This window comes from Silvibacterium sp. (assembly GCF_047605705.1).
GTDB lineage: Bacteria > Acidobacteriota > Terriglobia > Terriglobales > Acidobacteriaceae > Silvibacterium.
The window spans coordinates 18,364-38,137 of sequence record NZ_JASGFD010000028.1 but is presented as its reverse complement, the minus strand read 5'-3'; the positions used below and the strand labels follow the sequence as shown (position 1 = coordinate 38,137).

Annotated in this window: 17 protein-coding genes; 9 read left to right on the top strand and 8 right to left on the bottom strand. The window is 62.6% G+C overall.

Translation table 11 applies throughout. The features are described from left to right. Positions 1-76 precede the first annotated feature (76 nt). A complete protein-coding gene (locus QM649_RS11665) occupies positions 77-823 on the bottom strand; it encodes a 3-keto-5-aminohexanoate cleavage protein (RefSeq protein WP_415199217.1) in 747 nt (248 codons plus the stop codon). 80 nt (positions 824-903) lie between these two features. Here QM649_RS11665 and QM649_RS11660 point away from each other — a divergent pair, with 80 nt between their 5' ends. Next, positions 904-1,569: a pyridoxamine 5'-phosphate oxidase family protein gene (locus tag QM649_RS11660; RefSeq protein ID WP_415199216.1), complete on the top strand. Its 666-nt coding sequence runs from the start codon at positions 904-906 to the stop codon at positions 1,567-1,569. Positions 1,570-1,613: 44 nt separating this feature from the next. Here QM649_RS11660 and QM649_RS11655 read toward each other — a convergent pair whose 3' ends face one another. The 3 genes from QM649_RS11655 to QM649_RS11645 form a co-directional block, all read right to left on the bottom strand. Then, on the bottom strand, positions 1,614-2,312 hold the full coding sequence (locus tag QM649_RS11655) for a hypothetical protein (protein WP_415199215.1): 699 nt from the start codon (positions 2,310-2,312) through the stop codon (positions 1,614-1,616). A gap of 394 nt (positions 2,313-2,706) precedes the next feature. Next, entirely contained in the window at positions 2,707-3,684 is a 978-nt protein-coding gene (locus tag QM649_RS11650; protein WP_415199214.1) for a GlxA family transcriptional regulator, read from the bottom strand. A 380-nt stretch (positions 3,685-4,064) separates the two neighbouring features. Continuing rightward, the gene (locus QM649_RS11645; RefSeq protein ID WP_415199213.1) at positions 4,065-5,495 is read right to left on the bottom strand and encodes a glutamine synthetase family protein; all 1,431 of its coding nucleotides are present in this window, start codon (positions 5,493-5,495) and stop codon (positions 4,065-4,067) included. 343 nt (positions 5,496-5,838) lie between these two features. Between QM649_RS11645 and recO the strand changes: the two genes are divergently transcribed. From recO to trxA, 7 genes are all read left to right on the top strand, one after another. Continuing rightward, complete coding sequence (gene recO, locus QM649_RS11640; RefSeq protein ID WP_415199212.1) at positions 5,839-6,570, top strand: DNA repair protein RecO; 732 nt, start codon at positions 5,839-5,841, stop codon at positions 6,568-6,570. A 340-nt stretch (positions 6,571-6,910) separates the two neighbouring features. Then, complete coding sequence (locus QM649_RS11635; protein ID WP_415199211.1) at positions 6,911-7,954, top strand: glycine--tRNA ligase subunit alpha; 1,044 nt, start codon at positions 6,911-6,913, stop codon at positions 7,952-7,954. 117 nt (positions 7,955-8,071) lie between these two features. Further along, positions 8,072-10,156 (top strand): glycine--tRNA ligase subunit beta, encoded by a 2,085-nt coding sequence (glyS, locus tag QM649_RS11630; RefSeq protein WP_415199210.1) that lies wholly within the window; start codon positions 8,072-8,074, stop codon positions 10,154-10,156. 2 nt (positions 10,157-10,158) lie between these two features. Next, on the top strand, positions 10,159-11,187 hold the full coding sequence (locus QM649_RS11625; protein ID WP_415199209.1) for a UDP-N-acetylmuramate dehydrogenase: 1,029 nt from the start codon (positions 10,159-10,161) through the stop codon (positions 11,185-11,187). Between the two features lie 39 nt (positions 11,188-11,226). After that, positions 11,227-12,606 (top strand): threonine synthase, encoded by a 1,380-nt coding sequence (thrC, locus tag QM649_RS11620; RefSeq protein ID WP_415199208.1) that lies wholly within the window; start codon positions 11,227-11,229, stop codon positions 12,604-12,606. Beyond that, positions 12,603-13,532 (top strand): homoserine kinase, encoded by a 930-nt coding sequence (gene thrB, locus QM649_RS11615; protein WP_415199207.1) that lies wholly within the window; start codon positions 12,603-12,605, stop codon positions 13,530-13,532. The genes thrC and thrB overlap by 4 nt, the downstream gene beginning before the upstream one ends. Positions 13,533-13,827: 295 nt before the next feature. Then, a complete protein-coding gene (gene trxA, locus QM649_RS11610; RefSeq protein ID WP_415199206.1) occupies positions 13,828-14,175 on the top strand; it encodes a thioredoxin in 348 nt (115 codons plus the stop codon). A 99-nt stretch (positions 14,176-14,274) separates the two neighbouring features. Here the strand turns inward: trxA and QM649_RS11605 are convergent, their stop codons facing one another. Continuing rightward, positions 14,275-15,075 (bottom strand): 2-keto-4-pentenoate hydratase, encoded by an 801-nt coding sequence (locus QM649_RS11605; RefSeq protein WP_415199205.1) that lies wholly within the window; start codon positions 15,073-15,075, stop codon positions 14,275-14,277. A 222-nt stretch (positions 15,076-15,297) separates the two neighbouring features. Between QM649_RS11605 and QM649_RS11600 the strand changes: the two genes are divergently transcribed. Further along, the gene (locus tag QM649_RS11600; protein ID WP_415199204.1) at positions 15,298-17,433 is read left to right on the top strand and encodes a DUF1800 domain-containing protein; all 2,136 of its coding nucleotides are present in this window, start codon (positions 15,298-15,300) and stop codon (positions 17,431-17,433) included. Here the strand turns inward: QM649_RS11600 and QM649_RS11595 are convergent. The 3 genes from QM649_RS11595 to QM649_RS11585 form a co-directional block, all read right to left on the bottom strand. Continuing rightward, entirely contained in the window at positions 17,410-17,925 is a 516-nt protein-coding gene (locus QM649_RS11595; protein WP_415199203.1) for a methylated-DNA--[protein]-cysteine S-methyltransferase, read from the bottom strand. The genes QM649_RS11600 and QM649_RS11595 overlap by 24 nt on opposite strands. 13 nt (positions 17,926-17,938) lie before the next feature. Next, entirely contained in the window at positions 17,939-18,697 is a 759-nt protein-coding gene (locus QM649_RS11590; protein WP_415199202.1) for a PIG-L deacetylase family protein, read from the bottom strand. A 126-nt stretch (positions 18,698-18,823) separates the two neighbouring features. Beyond that, complete coding sequence (locus tag QM649_RS11585; protein ID WP_415199201.1) at positions 18,824-19,717, bottom strand: ribonuclease HII; 894 nt, start codon at positions 19,715-19,717, stop codon at positions 18,824-18,826. Positions 19,718-19,774: the final 57 nt, after the last annotated feature.

Below are 19,774 nucleotides of genomic sequence, written 5' to 3'. Positions count from 1 at the left end.
GTTGTAGCGGCAACTCCGCTGCGCCCGCTGCAGCGCCGGGAAATGCCGCGAAGATTCACAAGGATAAAGCCGACCTTCAAGGTCGGCTTTCTTGTTTGCGGGAAGCCTGTATGAGCTCGAGAGCAGCGGCCACCAGCGCGGCGTTGTCTCGCGCAGGGCTTCCATCGGGAAGCAGGGTGATGTCCTCGAAGCCGGTGCGAATGCCATGTCCGCGATCGAGCGCGCGCCGGTTTACCTCCCAGCAGGCGATTCCATAGCCGTGGTGAACCTGTTCAAGCTGGATGCCCGCCGCTGTAATGAGTTCTTCCATTGCCGCGGCATGGGCGACCGCCACCTGCGGGGCCAGATCCAGAGGCTCGATGAGCACGCGGCGGCAACGGTCTGCCAGTCCGGAGGCGAGGAAAGCCTTTGCGTCGCTTACGGATAAAAGCCCGGCCTCGATCTCGACACCGCGGGAGAGCAGGAGTTCGCAGAGCTTGACGATGCCTGCTTCTCCCTGATTGGCCGTGACCAGATCGGGCAGCTCCTGCCACTGCTCCACCATGCGCAGGCGCTTGGCGGGATCACTCACGATGCTCGCGGAGGTGGTGAGCGAGATCGGAGTGCCCGGGCAGAGTCTTCGTATCGCGCGAAGGACGTCGCCGCAGGCCTCGGCTTCCAGAGTTTCCCTGCCGTCCTTGTCGAAGGCATGCACATGAACAGAGTCCGCGCCTGCATGCACCGCGTCCCATGCTGCCTGCGCGATCTCTGACGGCGTGCGAGGGGTGCTGGGATGAACCTGATCGCCGTTGAGTGCTACCTGAAGGAAAACCTTGTTCCGCATCCCTCGATACTAGAGAATGCTCTCTCCGGAAGAGTGTGTGCCGCCGCTTTTCCTGTACTTTGGAAGCACCTGAGCCAGCCATGACCGAACCCACACCGCCGCCCAGTCCACGCACCCGCGTTGCCCGCCTGCCCAAGCGCGGCGACTACGACAAGGCCACCATCCACGCGATCCTTGACGAGGCGTTCCTCTGTCATGTCGGCTTCGTGATCGAGGGCCAGCCCTTCGTCATCCCTACGGGCTTTGGCCGTGAGGGCGACACGCTTTACATCCACGGCTCTGCTGCCAGCCGCATGCTGCGCAACCTCGACAAAGGCATAGAGGCGTGCATCACGGTCACGCTGCTCGACGGTCTGGTGCTTGCGCGCTCGGCCTTCAATCACTCGATGAACTACCGGTCCGTCGTGATGCTGGGCACCGCCACTCTGGTCGAAGGTGAAGAGGCAAAGAACCACGCGCTGCGCATCATCTCAGACCAGATTCTCAAAGGCCGCTGGGACGAAGTGCGCCCGCCTACCTCACAGGAGCTCAAGGCAACGACGGTGCTTTCGTTCCCGATCGACGAGGCCTCGGCGAAGATCCGCACCGGGCCCCCGCACGATGACGATGAGGATTACGCGCTCGATGTCTGGGCTGGGGTGCTGCCGTTCCGGACTTCGGTCGAGACTCCTGTGGCGGATCCTTTGTTGAAGGATGGGCTGGGGGAGTTGCCGGGTTCGGTGCGTCGGGTGCTGTGGCGGAAATAGATAACAAGCACTCAGACGACTTAAAACGCCAGACCGATTTTGTCTCAGACGACGAGATGCCTATCATTCGTCCCTGGCTTAAAGAGCCGCCAGTACTCGTCTTCGATTGAGTTGTTAGGCATGATCTCTAAACAGTAGTTCTGATCGAACCAGATATGCAGCGCTCCGGCTAGACCGAGCTCAGCTCTTGTGACTATAAGTTGGTCACTGCCCCTCATGAGATCGCCCATAAGTACATCGCGGCGGCTCGCGCTAGGAATATCCCAGTCAAAGTTGGAACAATCCTCGCTTCCATCAGCGGGATAGTAAAGATCTGAGCTTCCTAACAATACGGAGTCACCACCAACCAGTCTCCACGCACATTGAGGATGGAGCGAGAAATCTGGCTTCTGCCTTATTCCTCGCGGTGTCTGCACATCTCGGACTGTTCCGAAGGAGAACATCGCCATTGCTCCAGCGCGAGTCGCTCCGGTGAGCGGCAAACCAACTAGGGCATTCAATTGGATGGGATGCAGCTTCTCAGCTTGCAGGAAAACATCTCCGTCTTTCCGCACCTCTTCGCAAAGGACAATGGAGCCTGGTCGAAACTCCCACTGCTCATCATTGGAGTCGTAATCAGCCGATGGCAACAGGCTATACGCACCATCCCGCAAATACACGGCTACAGCGGGGCGCGAACAAGGCGTACCTTCATTCAAAAGACGGACGTATACGGTGAAGCGGTTATAAACGCTCTTCAACATGCTCCTACGATATCTGCGAGTGGCTGAGAGTGCCTATCGCTCTGTCAGGATGGAGATGCGGGACCGTCAAGGTTCGTACCTCCCACCCAAGCGGAGCTTGGATGGGGCACCCGGCCGTTCCGGACCGTGGCGCAGCAGCCCATCCCCGATTCGCAGCTGAAGCAGGGGCTTGATGCGCTACCGCCGTCTGTTCTCCGCGCTTTAGACAGGAAGTAGTGCCCCCGGGGCTCTGTCCATCGGGAACCATGTCCCTCGCTTGTGGAAAGAGAACCGCAGGTGCCTCCGCTTCGGTCGGAATGACAAATCCGCTCTGGAGTTCGTGCTACCCCACTCGAGCCAACTGCGGGCTGGAATGGGCCACCATCGAGATTGACGCTCTTCCCTGAGCCCTGAGCTACGCCGGGCTTTGCGGGGCCGTAACCGCGCGTTTGAATCGATCCATATACTCGCTGGGCGTGACGCCGAGCAGGCGTACGAAAGAGCGCCGCATCGCGTCCGCGGTCTGAAAGCCGCAGGCGTCGGCCACCTGCTTGAGTCCCATGGCCGAGCTGTCGATCAGCTGCTGCGCGGCCTCGACGCGCATGCGGTCCACGAACTGCCCCGGGTTCATCTTCGTCTCGCGCAGGCAGACCCGCGTGAGGTGCCTTGCACTCATGCCCATGCGCTCGGCCAGCCGCTCGACTCCGAGGTCGGCGCGCAGGTTCTGCAGCATCCACACCTGCAGCTCGCGCAGCGGCTGCGAGGTGACTGCCTGGTGCGAGAGCATGTGGCTGAACTGTGCCTGCCCTCCCGGGCGCACGAGGAACATCACCAGCTGCCGTGCGACCGCCAGCGCTGCTGCGTGCCCGTGATCTTCTTCCACCAGCGCCAGTGTCAAGTCCATGCCGGCCGTGATGCCGGCCGAGGTGTAGATCGCTCCATGGCGTGAGTCGTCCCGCAAAAAAATGGGCTCGGGATCGACGTGGACAGCAGGAAATTCGCGCGCCAGCCGGTCGCAGAAGTTCCAGTGCGTGACGGCTTTCCGGCCATCGAGCAGCCCGGCTGCGGCCAGCAGGAATGCCCCGGTGCAGATCGCCGCCACGCGCCGCGAGCGCTTTGCCGCGTCGGCAATCCACTGCACGTAGGCTGCATCGTAGCTGCCACTCTCGGCGCCGGGTCCGCCCGCAACCATCAGCGTGTCGATGGGGCCTGTGATCTGGCTCAGCGGCAGCGCGCCGGTCAGTGAGAATCCGCGATTGGTCTTCAACTCGGTGCTGCCATCGCTGGATGCGAGTTGCAGCGTATATCCGGGTGCGTTCGCAAAGACCTCGAGCGGACCCGCGACATCGAGAACCTGAACCGGCGGCGGACCGGTGATGACTATCCTGCGCATGCTTCTAGCTTATGACCATGTCTTGCGGCGTAAATGAAGACAACAGCTCTCTTCACTCCGCGAGACGGTAAGGTTGTCTCTCTCCGGTCGAGGAGGGGAATCTTTTCAGCGCAAGGTCGACAGCACGAGTTGAGGCTCGTGCTCTCCCACGTCTCAAAATCGAGGCGTGGGGCACCCGGGATTCGTGCAGCCCCACTCAAGCCAACAACAGGCTTGAATGGGCCACCGATGAGTCGGAACGCAGAAACGCCCCGGTTGTCCGGGGCGTTTCTGTTTGGTTCATCACCAGCCGAGTTCTGAGGACGCGACCAGCGGGAGCGCCAGTACTGCTTGCACCAGCGAGGAAGGCGCCGAAGGCGCGTGTCGCCGGACGCGCAGTCCTAGAACTGGTTCCAGAGGAACTGGTTGTAGACCTCGTGGTGGAACTGGACTTCCGAGGGCTTGACGTAGGTCCCGAGGAGGCGGGGGCAGCGGTCGGCCGATGCCTGCTTCAGGTCGGCGTAGCGGGCCTTTACGTCCTCGCCCAGCAGGGTCGAGGTCCAGCTGGCGCCGCGGAAGTTCTCGAGCGCGGTATAGATGTTGTCGGGCAGGTAGCGCTCCGCCTGGCGGATGTTCTTGATCTTGGCGAGCTCGCCGTGCAGGCCGCTCTTGAAGATCGAGTACAGGACCAGGTAGGGGTTCGCGTCCGGAGCCACCGAGCGCACTTCGACGCGCGACGACTTCTCGTTGCCGATCGGAATGCGGACCATCGAGCCACGATCGACGGCCGAAGCCTTGATCTGGTTCGGGGCTTCGAAGTGGGGATCGAGGCGGCGATAGGAGTTCACGCTCGGGTTCAGCAGCAGGCAGATGTCATTACCATGCGAGAGGATGCGGTCGACGAACTTCCAGCCGAGGCTGGAGAGCTTCTCTTCGCCCTTCGGATCCCAGAACAGGTTCTTGCCGTTCTTGCTGATCGAGAGGTTGGTGTGCATGCCGCTGCCGTTGACGCCGACAACCGGCTTGGGCAGGAAGGAGGCGGTCATGCCCATCTTGGTGGCTACCTGGCGACAGATCAGCTTGTAGAGCTGGATCTGGTCGGCGGCGGTCAGCACATCGCCGTAGCTGTAGTTGATCTCGAACTGTGAAGGAGCGACTTCCGGGTGGTCCTTCTCGTTCTCGAAGCCGAGTGCGCGCTGCACTTCCGCAGTGGTGTCGATGAAGCTGCGCAGCGGGTCGCCGGGGAGCGAGTGGTAGTAGCCGCCCGTGTTCACGTAATCGAACTTGCCGGTCTCGTGGAACTTCTTCTCGGCGTCGGTGCCGGCGAAGAGGAAGCCCTCGATCTCGTTGGCCGCGTTCAGCACGTAGCCCTGCTCGGTGTAGAGCTGGTTGGCGAAGTTCTTCAGCACGCCGCGCAGGTCGCCGGAGTAGGAGGCACCGTTCTTGTCGATGACTTCGCCAAAGACTAGAGCCTTGCCGGAGCCGAAGATGTCGGCCGGGGCAAAGTAGAACGAGCTCCAGTCGATGCCGAGGCGCAGATCGCTCTCGCGCTGCGCGGTAAAGCCGCGGATCGACGAGCCGTCGAAGGTGAGGTTGTCGAAGCTCTTCACCAGGAACTTCTTGTCGTAGTCCAGCGTGTGCAGCCGGCCTTCGAGGTCGCTGAAGAGGACGGTGACCGCCTTGATGCCCTTCTGGTCGGTCAGGTACTTCAACCGCTCTTCCTGGATGACGTCAGCCGCGACGCGCTTGCGGCGCTGTTCCTTGGCGGACAGGTTCAACTCTTCCAGTTCTTCATACGACAGCTCGAGGAAATTACGAAGTTCGGTGGACATGCTTCTCCTTCAGGTGTTTATCAGGCATTGCAGCCCGCAATCCGGCCGTTCGCGCGGCAAAGGTCCGCGGAACCGGCGCAAAATTGTGGACGTGGCTTCTCGTATTACAGACTAAAGGGCCTGTTCGTAAAGATATCGTCATATTAAAGAAAGTGATTCGGCCTATGAAAGGTGTTTATGGGAGGGCGGCTTTTAGCTGCTAGCTTCTAGCTTTTAGCTAGGTTTTGCTGGAATGGGGGGCGTGCCTTTTTCCGAGAAGTTGTTTTCGCGTCTGGAATGAAGCGAAAAGGCCCGGCACGAGAGCAAATAAGCTAGAAGCTAGGAGCTAGCAGCGAGAAGCTACATGACCGAAGCCCTCATTCTCCGTACCTGGCCGGTCCAGGAGGCCGATCTGATCGTCTCGCTGCTGACGCGGGACCAGGGCCGCCTGAAGGGTATCGCCAAGTCCGGGGCCAAGAGCCGCAAACGCTTCGGGGGCGCGCTCGAGCCGATGACCCACGTCCTCGCCGCCTACGCCGAAAAGCCCCGCCAGGAGCTGGTCCGGCTCGATTCCTGTGAAATCCTCGCCTCGCCGCTCTCCGCGCCCATCGATTACCCGCGCGCGGCGGCGCTGGCTTTCTATGCGGAGGTGTTGGAAGAGACCCTCCCCGAGCGCGATCCGCAGGATGCGGTCTTCCGTCTCGCGCTCGCCGTCCTCGAGCACACCCGCGACGGCCACATCTGGCTGCCGGTGACATATTTCGCCCTCTGGATGCTGCGCCTGATGGGGTGGATGCCGGAGCTCTCGCGCTGCATCGTCTGCGGACGGTCGCTTGCCGGCCAGCCCGCCTGGTATCAGCCGCACGCCGACGGCCTGCTCTGCGTGGACCACCGCCAACTCTCGAGCCGGGCGCTGTCCGCAGCCTCGCTTGAGCTGGCCGGCCGCATCTTCCATACCCCGATCGGCTCGCTCGCGGATGCTCCATGGCAGCCCACCTACGCGGCCGACCTGCGCCGCTTCGCCCTGCAATCGCTCGAGCGGCACCTGGAACGCCGCCTCCGCGCGGCTGCCGCGCTCACCAAGCTCAGCGCCTGAGCCGATATCTTCACTGAGGCAATCTCCCGCCGTTGTCTTCGTCGAAGTTGACGAATCTGTCATTCCGACCGAAGCGAGACGGTTCTTTCGTCTCGCGCAGTGGAGGAACCTGCGGTTCTCTCTTCCCAGATCTCAAATGCGAGATCTGGGGCACCCGGTGGGCTGTCGCCTCTGTCGGAAGAGCAGGGCGTTGATTTACCCGTGCAGGTCGGCATCCTGGTCATTTGAATGCACGGATCACGATAAAATCTCGAAAGACCTTATCCCTGCGCATCGAAACCGCGCCGGGCGTCGCAATTCCCTGACGGAACCAGTCGGAAACAGAGAGACGGAACGCATCGTGCCTTCGACCATCACATCCTCCACCGTGCACACCAAAGCCAGGCCGCTCACCTTTCAGGAGCTGCTTTTCCGCCTCCAGACCTTCTGGGCCGAGCGCGGCTGCGTTCTCCAGCAGCCCTATGACACTGAGGTCGGCGCCGGCACCATGTCGCCCGATACCTTCCTGCGCGTGCTCGGGCCGAAGCCGATCAACATCGCCTATGCGCAGCCTTCGCGCCGCCCCGCTGATGGCCGTTATGGCGAGAATCCGAACCGTCTCTACAAGCATACCCAGCTGCAGGTGATCCTGAAGCCGCCGCCGGAGGACATCCAGGAGCTCTACCTTGCTTCGCTCGAGGCGGTCGGCATCGACCTCTCCGTGCACGACATCAAGTTCGAGGAAGACAACTGGGAGTCGCCCACGCTCGGTGCATGGGGCATCGGCTGGCAGGTGATGCTCGACGGTCTCGAAGTCACGCAGTTCACCTACTTCCAGCAGTGCGGCGGTATCGATCTCGACCCGATCTCGGGCGAGATCACCTATGGTCTCGAGCGCCTCGCTGCTTTTCTGCAGGATGTCGATTCCATCTATGACATCGTGTGGGCGCGCGATCCGCGCACCGGCCGCGAGATCACGTACGGCGAAGTGCGTTTCGAAGAAGAGCTGCAGCTTTCGGTCTACAACTTCGAAGCTGCCGAAGTCGACAAGCTCTGGGAGCACCTGCGGCTTTACGAGGCCGAGTGCCAGGCGCTGATCTCCAGCTATAACGACAGTTTCGGCCCGAAGGCCGCGAAGCAGGGCGAGCGCCACGAGAAGATCCACGACAAGCTCATTCACGATGGCGAGCCTGTGGCTGATGAAGACGTGCGCGTGCAACAGCGCCGCTTCCCGGTGCTGGGCGCTTACGATCTCTGCCTCAAGTGCTCGCACCTGTTCAACCTGCTCGACGCTCGCGGCGCGATCTCGGTGACGGAGCGCGTCGGCGTGATCGCCCGCATCCGCACGCTCGCTGTCGGCGTGGCCAAGGCATACGCGGGGCAGCAGTTAGCTTCTAGCTCCTAGCTACTAGCTTTTAGCTAAAGACGTGGCAACTGCAACTGTTTGTGTGCAGGGCAAGCCATTCCACAGATGTAACAGACCAGCTAGTAGCTAGAAGCTAGTAGCTAGAAGCTAAAAACAATGTCAGCCTTTCTGCTTGAAATCGGACTCGAAGAAATCCCGGCGCGCATGATCGCGCCCGCGCAGGCCGAGCTTGCCCGCCGCGTTGAAGACCTGCTCACCCGCGAACGCCTCATCGACGCTTCGGAGGCGCTCGAGCTGCACAGCTATTCCACGCCCCGCCGCCTCGCCGTGCTGGTGAAGCACGTGCACGAGTCGCAGGCCGATACCGAGGAGCAGCTCACCGGGCCGTCCTGGGCCGTCGCCTTCAAGGATGGCCAGCCCACGCCTGCCGCACAGGCCTTCGCGAAGAAGGCCGGCGTCGAGCTCTCCGCGCTGGTGAAGACTACTACGCCCAAGGGTGAGTACGTTTCCGCGACAGTCGAGCGCAAGGGCCGCACCGCCAGCGAGATCCTCGCCGAGCAGCTGCCGAAGGAGATCGCATCGATCTACTGGCCGAAGAATATGTATTGGCGCGCGGGCAAGCCGGAGCGTTTTGTGCGCCCGCTCAAGTGGCTCGTGGCCATGCTCGGTCACCAGATTGTGCCGGTCGAATTCGCAGGCGTGCGCGCGGCGAATATCAGCCGCGGTCATCGCATTCTGCACGAGGGCTCGATCACCTTCGAGCACGCGGGCGATTATCTCGGCCAGCTTGAGGCCGCGCATGTCACTGCTGACGTCGAGCTGCGCCGTCATCGCATCCGCAAGGCGCTCGATGCAGCCACGCGCCTCATTCCCGGCGCGAAGTGGCGCGAGGATGAGCCGCTAGTCGACACCGTGACACATCTCACCGAGTGGCCGACAGTCCTGCTGGGTGGATTCGATCCGACTTTCCTCACACTGCCCGAAGAAGTGCTGGTCACCGTGATGCGCGATCACCAGAAGTATTTCGCGATCGAAGACGCGGCAGGCAAGCTCGCGCCTTACTTCCTCGCGGTGCTGAACACGCAGCCCGAGGAGCATGGCGACGAGATCATTCGCCACGGCAACGAGCGTGTGCTGCGGGCCCGCTTCAACGATGCCCGCTTCTTTTGGGATGTGGATCAGAAGACGCCGTTGGCTGCGCGTCTCGAGAAGCTGAAGTCTGTGACCTTCCAGAAGGATCTCGGCAGCTACTATGCCAAGACCGAGGCGAATATCGCCGTCGCCGAGCGCATCGCCCGCATTGCGCAGTCGCGCGGAGCCGCCGTCGATACGGTCTCGCTCTTCACCGCCACGCAGTTGGCCAAGACCGATCTTACTGCTGAACTTGTGAAGGAATTCACCGAGCTGCAGGGTATCGTCGGCGGACTCTACGCTCGCGCGCAGCGACTCGGCGAGTCCGTGGCGCAGGCGATCTACTGGCAGTACTCGCCGGCCGGCATCGATGACCCGATCGCGCCGACCTCTGAGGGCCAGCTCCTCGGCCTCGCCGACCGCTTCCAGACCATCCAGGCGATGTTCGGCATCGGCCTCGAACCCTCGGGATCGAAAGATCCTTTCGGCCTGCGGCGCGCCGCCAACGGTATCGTGAAGATCCTCGCGGAGAGCGGTCTTCCGCTGAAGCTGAGCGACCTGCTGGAAGGCGCAGAAGAGAAGTCCGCGGCGAAGCTGACGGCCTTCTTCCGCGAACGCGTGGAGTTCTACCTGCGCGAGGTGAAGGGCTTTGCCTATGACGTGGTGAACGCAGTGCTCGCTGCCGGGTACGAGGACGTTGCCGATGCCATCGCCCGCGCCGAAGCGCTTACTGCCGTGCGCGGTTCGGCCGACTTCATCGCCATCTCCGCTGCGTTCAAGCGCATCAAGAACATCCTGCGCCAGGCAGAAGAGAAGAAGATCGGCGCATCCACGCTGGCCGCTGCGCTCTTCGCCGATGAATCCGAGCGTGGTCTTCACGCACGCATCACAGAGGTCGATCCGCACGTGCGCGCATTCAGTGAGGCACGGCAGTATCGCGAAGCGCTCGAGCGCATCGCCACACTGCGGCCGGATGTCGATCTCTTCTTCGATAAGGTGATGGTGATGGTCGACGACGAAGCGGTGCGCGGCAATCGTCTCGCATTGCTCGGCGAGATTCAGGGCTCGTTCTCCTCGATCGCCGACTTCTCGGAAATCGTCACCGCCTGATCATGAAGTTCCTTGAACATGTACCGCTCGCGCCTTACACGACCTTCGGCATCGGAGGTCCGGCGCGGTGGTTTGCCGAAGCCTCCAGCGAAGACGAAGCCCTCGAGGCTGTCGTCTTCGCGCGTGAGCGCGGCCTGCCGCTCTTCATCCTCGGCGGCGGCAGCAATCTGCTTGTTTCTGATGATGGCTTTCCCGGCCTGGTGCTTCACATCGCAAGTAAAGGGATCGAGCAGGATGGGGATCTCTTCCGTGTCGCTGCGGGCGAGAATTGGGATGCCTTTGTCACGCATGCCGTTGAGCTTGGTTATGCGGGCATCGAATGTCTCGCGGGGATTCCCGGTACGGTCGGTGGCACGCCGGTGCAGAATGTCGGGGCCTACGGGCAGGAGGTTGCGGAGACCATCGTCCGCGTGCGTGCGCTCGATCTCGAGAGCCTTGGCTTCGTCGAGTTTGAAGCTGCGGACTGTGCCTTCGCCTATCGCCGCAGCCTTTTCAATTCGACTGCGCGCGGCCGCTATCTCGTCACTCGTGTGGCTTATCGCCTCACGCATCAAGGCCAGCCGCGGCTCGAATATGCGGATCTGAAAAAGTATTTCGCGAACCCGCCGCATCCATCGCTTGCGGAGGTTGCGGCCGGCGTTCGCGCCATCCGCCGCGAGAAGGGCATGCTGCTCGTCGATGGCGATGCGGATTGCCGCAGCGCCGGCAGCTTTTTCAAGAATCCGATCATCTCCGCGGAGCACTATGCGCGCCTTGTCGCAGCGCATGGAAGCGCGATCCCCAGCTATCCCGCGTCCGATGAACAGGTGAAGCTTCCGGCTGCGTGGCTGCTGGATCAGGCTGGATTTAAAAAAAGTTACAAGCTGGGACGTGCAGGAATTTCCAGCCGCCACACGCTCGCGCTCATTAACCTTGGTAACGCTACCGCATCGGATGTGCTTGCTCTGCGCGATGCGATCATCACCGAGGTCGAGGCGAAATTCGCGATTCATCTTGAGCCGGAGCCAGTGTGGCTGGGGCCTTCCGTTTAGTCGCATCCTGTATGGCGCTGTTACCCTAAGAGCACCGCCATGATGCAAGTCGAACATCAGTTGCGCTGCACCGGCTGCGGCCGTGTCGTCGCACAGGAAGCCCTGAAGGAAGATTTCCGCTGCCCTGAGTGCAGCCATCTTTACGAAGTGGAGTATCCGGCCTGGTCGGCAAACTCTGCTGCCGACTCCGCTGCCCAGAAGCGGAACCTGCCCAACCCCAGCGCTCTGCGCTGGCTCTGGAAAGAACGTCGCACTTCGCCCGAGCACAAGGATCAGAGCGGTGTCTGGCGATTCCGTGACCTTCTTCCCATTCTTCGCGACGAGGCCAATATCGTCACGCTGCGCGAAGGAAACACGCCGCTGTATGAGCTGCCTCGTGCTGCCCGCTCGCTGGGTCTCACGCGTGTCTATGCCAAGCATCAGGGCATGAACCCGACTGGTTCGTTCAAGGATGCCGGCATGACCACGGCACTCTCGGTGGCGCATGAGCTTGGCTTCAACTGGGTCGCCTGCGCTTCCACCGGCAACACCTCCGCTGCGATGGCTGCTTACGCTGCGCGCGCAGGCATGCGCAGCCTGGTGCTTATTCCCGAGGGCAAGATCGCATGGGGCAAGCTTTCGCAGGCGCTCGACTACGGTGCGCTTACCTGCCAGCTGCACACTGATTTCGACGGCTGCGTCCGCGTGCTTGCCGAAGTCGTTCGCCGCGCACCGGTCTATCTGCTGAATTCGGTCAATCCCTATCGCATTGAAGGTCAGAAGACGCCGGCCTTCGAGATCGCGGAATCGCTCGACTGGCAGGTGCCCGATCACCTCATCGTGCCCGGCGGCAACCTCGCCAACAGCTCGGCGCTGGGCAAGGCGTTTCTCGAGATGAAGCAGCTCGGCCTCACCGACCGCGTGCCGCGCATCTCCGTGATCCAGGCCGAAGGCGCGAATCCGCTCGTCCGCACCATGCAGGCGAACGGCGGCACGGAGCTGATCCCGGTCGAAGCCGACACCCGCGCGACGGCCATCCGCATCGGCAATCCTGCCTCGTGGCGCAAGTGCATCAAGGTGATCGAAGCCACCGGCGGCTACGTCGAGCAGGCTTCGGAAGCCGAGATCGCGCTGGCCAAGGCTGAGATCGGCGCCGAAGGCATCGGCTGCGAGCCTGCGTCCGCTGTTACGCTCGTCGGATTGAAGAAGCTTGTGGCGAAGGGCCTCGTGCAGCCGTCCGAGTCGGTCGTGCTGCTGCTCACCGGCCACACCCTCAAGGACTCCGACTACACCATCCGCTACCATCGCGGCGATCTGCTCACGGAAGAAGAGATCGCGCCGTTGCGTCCGGAGATCGAGTTCACGCGCCGCAACACCGTCGAGCTCGATGCCGATGTGGACCAGGTCCTGCGTGCTCTTGAGAAGGCAGTACAGCCGTGAGCTTTTCCATCCAGCTGCCTGCAACCTCTGCGAACCTCGGTCCCGGCTTCGATACACTGGCCGTCGCGCTCGACCGCAATCTTGCGGTCCGCGCGGAGGCGGCTGCGGAGTTTTCGATTGAGGCCACCGGCCGCCACCCCGAGATCTGTGGAGCGCTCGGCCGCAACCTGCTGCTCGATGTCTATCGCAAGACTCTCGCCGCGCATGGCAAGCCAGTGCAGCCGCTCGCACTCCGCGTTCATAACGAGATTCCTCTCGGCATGGGCATGGGATCGTCCGCGGCGGTCCGGCTTGCTGGCGTCGCGCTCGCCGCGCACTTCGGCGAACTCGGATGGGACAGCGACCGCATCCTTGCAGAGGGCGTCCGCCTCGAAGGCCATCCCGATAACGCCGCTGCCTGCTGGTTGGGCGGCTTTGTCGCAGGTTCATGGGATGGAGAGCGGCTCCAGACCGTCTCCTTCCATCTGCCGGAGGCCTGGCGTGCGCTCGTGGTGATCCCGACCGCTCCGCTTGCTACCGTCGCTTCACGCGCCGTGCTGCCGGAGCGCTACACACGCGCCGATGTGGTCTTCAACCTTCAGCGCACGTCACTGCTGACAGCGGCTTTCGCTGCCGGCCGTGCCGACCTGGTTGCCGATGCCATGCGCGATCGCATTCACCAGCCCTACCGTTCCGAGGTCTGCCCGTTGCTGCCTGCGCTCGAGCCTCTGGCTGGAACTCCGGGCGTTCTGGGCGTGGCTCTCAGCGGCGCTGGCCCGGCCATTCTCGTGCTGGTTGAGTCGGAAACTGCCTTCGATGCCGTCGAAGCGGAAATCACGCGCCGGGTAAAGGCCCAGGTCGGTCCGGAAGCCCTGGCCGAGATTCTGCGCTGCCGTTTCGGAGCGGGCGCCGGCGAGGCATCTCGTGTGGAACTCCCACTCCCGTAACCTATAGAAAGCATTACCTTAAAATTACCTAAGATTGCTTGCTGGTCAGGCACAAAAGCTCTACCTTCAGCACGTGGGCAGTTCTGGGGGAGGGCTGCTCTAGCGCCCGGGTTTCCGTTAAGGAGCCCGGGCGCTCTGACGTTCCGGGCTTTTTCCTGCATGGGCTTGGATGTCCCATCCTGCGGCGCAGTGCGCGTCCTGCGACTTTTTCTCATGCTTCCGCATCTATTGATTCGGTAAACTGATGGAACAGTCCATCGGGCGCGAGGGCCAATCGGGCCCCCTAAGGAGGAGCATGGCGGGACAAGGAATTCTTGAGGTAACAGACGCGAACTTCGAGCAGGAAGTACTGCAGTCGGAGCAGCCGGTTCTGGTTGATTTCTGGGCGGCCTGGTGCGGTCCCTGTAAGGCTCTGGCTCCGATCGTCGACGAGCTGGCCACGCAGTATGCAGGCCAGGTAAAGGTCGCCAAGCTGGACGTGGATCGCAACAACGCCACGCCTATGCGCTACGGCATTCGCGGTATCCCCGCGCTGCTGCTCTTCAAGGGCGGCAAGGTCGCCGACCAGATTGTTGGTTATGTCCCCAAGGACACGATCGAGAAGAGCCTCTCCCGTTTCGTCGACCAGCCCACTCAGGCCTAAACCTGCGCGGGGTCCGAAACGCGAAAGCGTCTTGAACTAAGCCCAAGAAAAAGCCCGGTGCCGTGAGGCCCGGGCTTTTCTCTTTCCTAGGTGCGCGGCCTAGAAGCTCATGAACACGCTGCCGAAGGTGGAGAAGCTCACCTCGACGCGCGAGCCCTGGGTCGCCAGCTCCTTGCCCGACCAGCTTCCTGTCGTAATCCACTGGCCTTTAAGCAGGCCGCCCGTGCGTTTGCTACCTTCGTTCGCGAGGTAGCTCACAAGCCGCAGCAGGTCGGTGCCTGCGGTGTTCGATGCCGTGCCTTCAAAGCGCACCGCGCCGTCGACCACGACCTTGACCGATTCCTTTGTGAAGTCCACATTCTGCCAGCCTTCGAGCGCGGGCCCGTAGAGAAAGCCGCCGTTCGATTGCAGATCGCCGATCGTCATGAGGCGTGGTGTCTTGTCCGGATCTTCGAAGGCCGACTCCAGCAGCTCGATCGCAGGATGCGCGCTGGCGATGGCCTCAATGAGCTCCTCACGGGTGTAAGGCGTTTCGCGTGCAGGGAGATCCTTGCCGAGCAGGAAGGCGATCTCGCCCTCGACGCCGCGGACCCGGCGATAGCTGTCCGCCACGAGCGCGCCCGACGGGCTGTAGCCGCCCCAGAGGGGCATGGGTGAGAAGAGAGGCGTCGAATCCGGCGAGGCTGCGCCGACCTTGTAGCCACCCACCGGGCCCAGCGCTTCGGCCAGGATGTCCTGCAACGCATAGGCCTCGTCCAGATCACGGGGCGCTAGCTCTTCCGGGAGGGCCGTAACCGGCTCACACTCCCGCCGCGCGCGCAGCAGGATCTCGGCCGCCTGCCGCAGGCGGTCTCTGTCTTTGGCCGAAAGATGCTTTTCGGCAAGGGCTGAATCGGTCATGCCACGTCTCCACTCAGTTCGTTACTGCAAAGGGATGAAATCCTGATGTGATGGGTTGGAATTTTCCGCTGCGAGGGTACTCTCCGCGCTCTTTTACCGTAACGCGACGGCGCCCGGATGGGGAACAGGAGAGCCATTGTCGCAGTCTGATATCGCAAAATTCCAGCGATACGGCAACCTCCGCCTCCATCCCGGGGTTCTACTGGATGTCGAGGTGAACCCATGCCCTCTCCCCGCGGCGTTGTCTCGTTTCTGAGCGCCGGAGTTTTCTGCACCGGCCTTCTCGCTGCCGCTTTCGCCCATGCCGCCGATACGCCCGCACGTCATGGCCCGGCGCGCCACGCAGCTACCGAAGCGCCCTCCGCTTCGCTCGATAACCGCGAGCTCGCCGCGCAGATGGTGGCTCGATTCACCTTCGGTCCGCAGCCGGGCGAAGTCGATACCGTGGCGAAGATGGGGCCGGATGCCTGGTTCGCCCAGCAGCTGCAACCGGATGCGATCCCCGACCCGGCCGTCGACCACGCCATGGGCAGCTTTCCCTCGCTTTACATGAAGCCGTCCGATCTCCTTGTGCGCTTTCCGTCGAACTTTTTCATCCGGCAAATCTCTGAAGGGAAGCGTCCGCTGCCGACTGATCCTGTGCTGAAGCCGATCTATGAAACGCTCATCTGGAAATACCAGCAGCGGCAGGCGCAGCAGGCGGCCATCGCTGCCGGGACGGCGCAGGAGCCCGCGGACGACCAGAAGAAGCAGCAGCGGCAGGAGTCGACGCGGCAGGCTCAGGTGATTGCCGACCAGATCCTCGCCGTGAATCGTCCGCAGCGCATGCAGGCGATTCTGGCGTTGCCGGTCGAGCAGCGCGGCACGCTGGCTGAGTTCGTTCCCGATCCGCAGAAGGGTCTGCTGCTTCGCGATTTCAATGCGCGGGAAAAGGAACAGTTCGCCGTGTTGGCCGGCGGTCCCGATGCGCTGCACGTCATCGACGGCGAGCTGCAGCAGGCCAAGCTGCTGCGCGCTGTTGCAAGCCAGCGCCAGCTCCTCGAGGTAATGACCGACTTCTGGTACAACCACTTCAACGTCGACATTCGCAAGGACGCGGCGCAGTGGTACACACCCACCTATGAGCGCGATGCCATCCGCGCGCACGCGCTTGGCAAGTTCAGCGATCTGCTGCTCGCCACGGCGCAGCATCCGGCGATGCTCTACTACCTCGACAACTGGTCAAGCGTCGGTCCGGATTCCCGTGCAGGCGGGAAGACGAACAAGAAGGGCGCAGAGCGCGGCCTGAATGAGAATTACGGGCGCGAGGTGATGGAGCTGCATACCGTTGGCGTCGACGGCGGATACACGCAGGCCGACGTGACGAATCTGGCGAAGATTCTCACCGGATGGACGATCGATCAGCCGCAGCAGGGCGGGGGATTTCTCTTTGACGAGCGCCGACATGAACCGGGCTCGGTGGAGTGGTTCGGGCACACGGTGAATGAGACCAGCAACGGTTATGACGAAGGACGGCAGGCGCTGTCGTGGCTTGCCGCGCAGCCGCAGACGGCGCACCATATCAGCTTCCAGCTTGCGCAGCGCTTCGTCGCGGACGATCCGCCGCCTGCGCTGGTCGATCGCATGACGAAGACCTGGCTCGCTACGGGCGGCGATATTCGCGAGGTGCTGCTTGCGATGGTGAGTTCGCCAGAGTTTCGCTCGCACCGCTATACGCACAACCTGGTGAAGACGCCACTCGGCTTTGTGGCCTCGGCGCTGCGTGCCACGGATACGGATGTGGCTGAGAACCCCGGCAGCCTCGGCGCGCTTACGCAGGTCATCGCGCAGATGGGCGAGCCGCTCTACCAGGATCAGCCTCCCACCGGTTATGACACCACCGCCGATCATTGGATGAACACGGCCGCGCTGGTTGCGCGCCTGAACTTCGCGCTGCAATTCACGCAGAGCAAGGTCGGCGGCCTGCATTTCGACGCGCCGCGTCTGCTCGCCGAGGGCCTGCTCGCGCGTCCGGCTCAGGCAGCACACGGGCTGCGCGCCCCTGCATCGCATGCCCAGACGGTCGCGCTCACTGCAAGCGATTTGCCTGGAGGGCAACAGGTAAGCGGTCAGGATGAGGCTCTTACCCTGATGGAGCAGATGCTGCTCGCAGGGCAGGTCTCCGGGAAGACGACAGCAGTGATCCAGCGCGAGCTAAGCACGCCTCAGGCTGAAGAGCCAGCGCCTGGCGCGGGAATGGCCGGAGCAGCGATGACCGGCGCCGCAGCCGCGCCGCAGCCCGCAATGCCCGATGCGACACAGGCGCTCAATACGATCGCAGCGCTGCTGCTTGGATCACCCGAGTTTCAGCTGCATTGATACGGGGATTCTGCCGCGGCTCTCAAAGGCAAGCAGGTGAGCCTTCGCGTCGAGGCCTCCGGCAAATCCGGTCAGGCTGCCGGACGAGCCGATGACGCGATGGCACGGCACGATGATCGAGACCGGGTTGCAGCGGTTCGCAAGGCCTACGGCGCGGCTGGCATTGGGATTGCCGAGCATCCGCGCGAGCTGACCATAGGTGCGTGTCTCCCCGAAAGGAATAGCGAGCAGCGCGCCCCATACCTGTTTCTGGAAGTGGGTTCCCCGCAGGTCCAGCGGAATGGTAAAGATCTCGCGCTCGCCCGCGAAGTACTCGCGGAGTTCGGATTCCGCGCGGAGAAGGACTGGGTGCGCAGCATCCTCTGCAGTGGGGTTCAAGCGCACGCGCAGAGGATCGTCGTTCTCCCAAAGGACGGCGACCAGCCCCTGCTCGCTGGCTACAAGTCTGAGCTGCCCCACGGGGGAATCCACGAATTTGCAGAAGAGGCTCATAGCGCTCTCGGTTCTAGTCGACGATTACGCCCGCAAACAGGCCGGTATCCTCGTGTGCTGCGATCCCTCCGCGTGCGGCCACCAGCAGGTACCGTTCCGTAGCCTTGTGCGGCTCGAGGAAGTCGCGTACCCGCTCGAGCACGCCGGCCTGCGTGGAGTGCAGCGCAAAAGCCTCGGTCTTCCGCTCGCTGAGCTCGCCGAGGTCCAGCGTCAGCGACCAGGGAACCGTCGGCATCGATGCAAGCTCCGGGCAATCGCGCACGCTGATGAACGGCGTGCTGAGGTAGTAAAGCTTCTGCGCTGTCCATGGCGTAAGCCCGCGCCCTTGCTGCTCGGGGAAATAGAGCGCCCGCGCCGCCCAGTGGAAGGCGGCGGTGGTGGCCATGGAGACCACGGTGTGGTCGCGATGCAGGTTCACGTTGCCGTCTCCGCCGAAGGTCAGCACCACGTGCGGCTTCAGCTTGCGAGTCCGCTCCACCAGCACGCCGATCAGCTCGTACATATCCACGCGCAGCAGTTCGCCATCGGGATAGTGCAGGATCTCGAGGCTGGTCACGCCCAGCATGTCACTGGCCGCTTCGAGTTCGGCGCGCCGCAGCCGTCCCAGCTCCGCGCCATCGGCTGCATTGCCGCGATAGTGCGCCGCCTGCCCGTCCGTCAGGCAGATGATGTGAGTCTCCGCGCCCTCGCGGTGCGCGGTGAGCAACGCGCCGCCAAAGGCGCCGCTTTCGTCGTCAGGGTGTGCGGTGATGCAGAGCAGCCGATAAGACAATCAACAATCCTCAAGTCAAGAAATGAAGCGACGATGAATGATGCAACTTTAGCCCAGTTTGAGCCGACAACATCTCCGTATTCAAAACAAGATGCAGGAGCCGATGCAGAGGCTTCACCTTACGCATTACTCCTCGGCCAGGGCTTCTTCCAGGAGTTCTGCCAGCGGTTCGCCGGCCAGTGCCTCGTCCACCACGGCATCTTCGAGTGCGGCCTCGGCCATCAGGGCGGATTCGGCCGTTTCTGCGACTGGCTCGGCGAATTCTGCGTCGTCGAGCAGGGACAACTGTGTCCCGTGATGAATGCTGTCCCAGGGCAGCGAGGCCATGGCCACCGGACGGAAGCTTCGCCTGTGCAGCGGCGTTGGTCCGTGTTTTTCGAGGGCAGCCAGATGCACCGGCGTGCTGTATCCCTTGTGCGCGGCGAGGCCGTACTCCGGATATTGTGCGTCCAGTTCGCACATCAGCTTGTCGCGATAGACCTTCGCCACCACCGAGGCGGCGGCGATCGAAATCGACAGCGAATCACCGTAGATGATGCTGGTTTGCGTGCAGTTGCGTCCCGGGCCAAGCTCGAGCCGCATGGCGTCGATCAACAGATGATCCGGCTCGGGTGAGAGCGCCAGCACTGCCTGTGTCATGGCAAGCTTCGTGGCCTGGTAGATGTTCACCCGGTCGATGGTCTCAGAGTCGATCTCGATGATCGAAACAGCCAGCGCCTTGCGCCGGACAATGTCGGCCAGCCGCTCGCGGTCTTCCTGCGTGAGCTGCTTCGAATCCCGGAGCCCGCGGATCTTCGTCTCGGGAGGCAAAATCACCGCTGCGGCCACGACCGGTCCGAAGAGGCATCCTCGCCCGACCTCGTCCACCCCGGCAATGCGCACCGCGCCCTGTTCACGGGCAGCCTTCTCATACTTGTTGCCGCAGACCAGGGTGCGCAGCATCCGCAGCTTGCGCGTGGCGGCTGAGACCTCGCGTTCTGCTTTTGCAGGCTGGGATGTGAGCTCGAAATTCCGGGGCATCTCTTGCAAGTTTAACGCCGTGCGGCGCACCCGGACGCACAAACGCCCCGGTGCGAA